The organism is Bariatricus sp. TF06-38A (assembly GCF_027690675.1).
GTDB lineage: Bacteria > Bacillota > Clostridia > Lachnospirales > Lachnospiraceae > Allocoprococcus > Allocoprococcus comes.
The window spans coordinates 1-4166 of the sequence record NZ_JAQFCE010000052.1 but is presented as its reverse complement, the minus strand read 5'-3'; the positions used below and the strand labels follow the sequence as shown (position 1 = coordinate 4166).

Below are 4166 nucleotides of genomic sequence, written 5' to 3'. Positions count from 1 at the left end.
CTCTTTAGGGAGACAGTAGTAGCGGTCAATGCATCTGCTGAACGAGCTGAGAATGCTGCAAGCTCTGCGATGGAAAGTGCAGCATCGGCAGATGAGACACTGGCAGAGATCAAACGTGTTGCAGATGGTATTTCGGGAAATATCGAGAACGCCAACACAATGAAGTCTGAGCTCTCTGATATGATCAACAATGCAGGGATAGAGAAGAAAGAGCTGGAATCATCAATTGGAAAAGCCGGAGAAGCTAAGATGGCATTAGACAGCTCCATTAGATCCGCTGGAGAGAAGCAGTTAGCGTTAGACACCACGGTAGAACATGCGAATACAGTAGACGCATCGTTGAAAGAGCATATAGGTAGTGCTGAGCAAATACAGGCAAATGTTGAGCAGATTGCGAACAATAAAGAGGATATTGGTTCACTACAGGAAGAGTTAGGTGATATAGAATCAAAATTTGAGATTGAAACCGAAGCTTTTTCTAATAAATGTTCAATTATTAGAAATAACACACCTAACAATTTCACAGGAAATCAAATAACGGGCGTAAAACAATATTTTGATTTTGGTGAAAACGCAGCACTAACAAAAATAAAGATGAATATTAAAGCATCTAATGACGATACTGTCGTTTTAGAAATCGCCACTCTTGATGGCAATATTATGGCAACAGCAGAAAAGGCGGTTACAACAGAATATACAGATGTTGTGTTTGATTTAGAGAATATTGTTATTAAAGAACCTGTTTCAGTATTTGTATATACAAAAGGAACCAATTTACTGTCATATGGTTTATATGCAACGCCATATGACGATCAATCATTTTCGTATATTTTTCCTGATGGTACAAGGAAATCAGCATTTAAGATTGGTACATCAGAAATACTAAAACCCACAGCATCAAATAATAAGCAATGCTTAGTTTTGTTCTTTGATTATACATCTAAGATCATAAAGAATATCTCTGATTCCATTTCACAAAATATTGATATAACTTTGTTGAAAAGTGGAAAAGCCGCAGACGCTAAAGTAGTTGGAGATAAATTAAGTAAACTAGAGGAAGATTTATCCAACAAAATCACCAAATTTTACGCATCGAATCAGGGCGAAAACCATCTTGACGATTCTGATGACGGGAAAATACAGGATATGATGATTTGTGGAAATAGTAACCAGAATCAAACCAAAGGTAAGAATTTATTGAAATATCCGTATATAGCAGCAGATGATATGTCTCAAGGCATAATATTCACGGATAACAAGGATGGAAGCATTAGTGTTAGTGGAACTGCCACAGGTGCAGCCTATTACAATTTTTACAAGAATATTGATGGCAAGCGTTTAACGCTTGCAAGCGGAACGTATAAGCTAGTTGTAAAAGGGAGAAGTAAGTGTAATGTAGTTGCAAACAATGGTGTAAATTCTGTAAAAAATGAAGGAACATTCACAATCACAGATGGACATAATGAAATCTATTGTTATATTGCAGTACAGGAAGGTGTAACAGTAGATGAAACAATCTATCCTATGATTCAGCTTGCGTCAATCACAGATGAATCTTATGAACCTTACACAGGCGGTATCCCATCTCCATCACCAGATTATCCACAGGAGATTAAGAGCGTGGTGAATCCAACAGTGAAAGTGTGTGGTAAGAATTTATTGGATTGCCGTTCGACTTTATCAAGAACAACTGGCGGCGTTTCTTTTGTTAACAACAAAGATGGAAGTTTTTCGATAAGTGGCAAGAACACATGGTCTTGGAACGCATATGACATTGAGTTTATGGTTTATCAATCTGGAACATACAAAGCTTATAGAGGCACAAATAGCCCTATCCCTAAAGTCATTATATACGATCCCGAAGCGAAAATGAACATTGCGGTAATAACAGATAGTGGGGAAACATTTCAGCTTAAAAAAGGGAAACTGTATTATTACTCTATTGTATTTACCGACGTTACCTCGTATATAGATGTTACATACAAACCATTTTTGACAGTGGACGTGACAGGAACTTATGCAGATTATGAACCATACACCGGACAGTCCATCACACTTCCATATACATTAAATGCCATCCCAGTAGCATCTGGCGGCAATGTAACGATTGATGGTCAGCAGTATATTGCAGATTATGTGGATGTGGAACGTGGAAAAGTAGTTAGAATGTGTGGAAGGGAAGCACTTAATACAAAAAAACGGGGAGATTAATGAAGAATATCGATTAGCTATCAGACTTGATACTCGTGCGTGTACAGATGGTAGTAAAGAGTGCATATTTTCAGTATTTAAATGGACTAGTTGGGAAACATGTGTAGCTGGTACATTGGCATATATTAAAAATATAAAAAAACCAAATAATGAATTGTATACCGCGCAAGAATTAAAAGAGTTGAGCCTTGATTTTGAAGTGGTTTATCAATTAGCAGAGAAACAAGAAATTGACCTCACTACAGAACAGACACAGGCATTTAAAGCACTTGCAACATATTATCCGACTACAAACATCAGCGTCAATTCAGAGCAGTTGGACGGATATACGGTATTTAACTATCCGATTAGCATGGCTAATGGATGGAACTATGTAAAACAGCAGTTAGGAGACACTAGAGACTACATCTACGACATGGATGCTAAGGCGCAGGATATTGACATCCAGAGCGCAGAAGCCTATGTTAACAGTGAATATGCAGTAGTATTAACAGAATTGGAGGTATGATTATGTTATACAAGACACTGAAAAAATTAAAGGAAAGAAACGGTCTGACAGAAGATCTGAAGAATAAGATTGACATTTTCTTCGCCACGGGCAGGATTACAGAGGAACAGTACAATGAGCTGATGGATGTTAATAAGGAAGAAGAACCGAAAGCGGGAAATAATTAACTAAATAGATCGAAAATGGTAGAACAGGCAAAGGAACGTGGAAAACTCACAGAGGAAGAGTATGAGATGCTGTTTAAAGAGGAATATCCGGGAGAGTAGAGGTGATTATATTGGAATCCAAGCCTATCAAGAATTAACTACTTATGCCGGAACAACCATCGTGGAGAACGATGCAGAATGCTACATGGAAGTCTCTGCCGGTGGTGGAGATGCATTAAGAGCCAAGAAGCTGGCGTTGATACTGGGAGATTAGAGATAAGACAAAGAGATTGAATCTTATATATAAAAGTGGTACACTGTCTTTTACAAAAATACGAAGGAGAAACATCGATGCCAAAAGAAGTAATTATCTCGCTTATTTCCACTGTTTTAGGGACGGTTGTTGGATGGATTTTAAATTGTTTTTCGCTTAATACGGGGAGAATAGTAATAGAAATTAATGATTTTCATGCAGCTCCGCAAGAATTTGTACATACATATTCAAATGGTCAGTACACTGAAATAAGAGGGAAAAGGATTATTGCCTCGTTTGAACTATTAGTGACCAATAAAAAACAAACAACGTGTGGGGTTAATAATTGTAAAGTATATCTTGAAAATAAAAATGGGGAAAAACAGTATTTTACAGATTTAACAGAACAAATGGCAGTGTTTTACGATGGTACAGATTTATTAAATATACCAGGGAGAACAACAAAAAGCAAAAAATAGAGAAAGAACTTATGCTTTGGCGAAAACAGAGTCTAAAAGGGAGTGTGATATGCTTAGAATATAGGATTAATGGGAAAAAGAAAATACATAGATGTATGCTAGGAGAAATGAAAGAGTAGAGTCGTGCTTATTAATACGGCTTCTACTCTTTTTATATGCAGAAAGGAAAGCACATGGAAATCAGAGCAAGACCGAAAGGTCTTATTTTTTTATCGAAAAATCAGCTATTGGATTCGGTTGTAGATTCTAGTGAGTTAAATCAGTACAACATATTAAACACACACGAGGAATTATAGTTTTTGAAAATGAGGTATCGAAAAACATCGAACTCTCCTGAAAATATCTTAACCATTACATTATCTGATACAATCAAAATAAAAATATCAGAGAGGTAATGAAAATGGAGAAATGTGAATTTTGTAGCAGAAAGGTTTGGTACTTGCTAAAGGAGATCCGGTAAAGCGGTTGGAGTTGTGGTTGTTTGGCGGCGAAGTGGACGAACAAAGCGTACTACACATTGGTGTATCTGATTACGGCGGTGAAGAAAACATGATGGAAATGAATATACC

The 4166-nt window shown here is 36.9% G+C and carries 5 protein-coding genes; all 5 read left to right on the top strand.

The window, feature by feature from the left end:
• Positions 1-2211, top strand: a 2211-nt coding sequence (locus PG418_RS18910) for a hypothetical protein (RefSeq protein WP_498837880.1), incomplete at its 5' end; no start/stop codon positions are given.
• A gap of 181 nt (positions 2212-2392) precedes the next feature.
• The gene (locus PG418_RS18905) at positions 2393-2719 is read left to right on the top strand and encodes a hypothetical protein (RefSeq protein ID WP_498837879.1); all 327 of its coding nucleotides are present in this window, start codon (positions 2393-2395) and stop codon (positions 2717-2719) included.
• 2 nt (positions 2720-2721) lie between these two features.
• The gene (locus PG418_RS18900; RefSeq protein WP_498837878.1) at positions 2722-2886 is read left to right on the top strand and encodes a hypothetical protein; all 165 of its coding nucleotides are present in this window, start codon (positions 2722-2724) and stop codon (positions 2884-2886) included.
• Positions 2887-2947: 61 nt separating this feature from the next.
• A complete protein-coding gene (locus PG418_RS18895; RefSeq protein WP_498837877.1) occupies positions 2948-3139 on the top strand; it encodes a hypothetical protein in 192 nt (63 codons plus the stop codon).
• Positions 3140-3216: 77 nt separating this feature from the next.
• Positions 3217-3597, top strand: a complete 381-nt coding sequence (locus tag PG418_RS18890) for a hypothetical protein (protein WP_498837876.1) — start codon at positions 3217-3219, stop codon at positions 3595-3597.
• Positions 3598-4166: the final 569 nt, after the last annotated feature.

Coding starts and splice junctions, on each gene's coding strand:
- PG418_RS18900 (WP_498837878.1), top strand. CDS start 2,722: ATGTTATACAAGACACTGAAAAAATTAAAGGAAAGAAACGGTCTGACA.
- PG418_RS18895 (WP_498837877.1), top strand. CDS start 2,948: ATGAGATGCTGTTTAAAGAGGAATATCCGGGAGAGTAGAGGTGATTAT.
- PG418_RS18890 (WP_498837876.1), top strand. CDS start 3,217: ATGCCAAAAGAAGTAATTATCTCGCTTATTTCCACTGTTTTAGGGACG.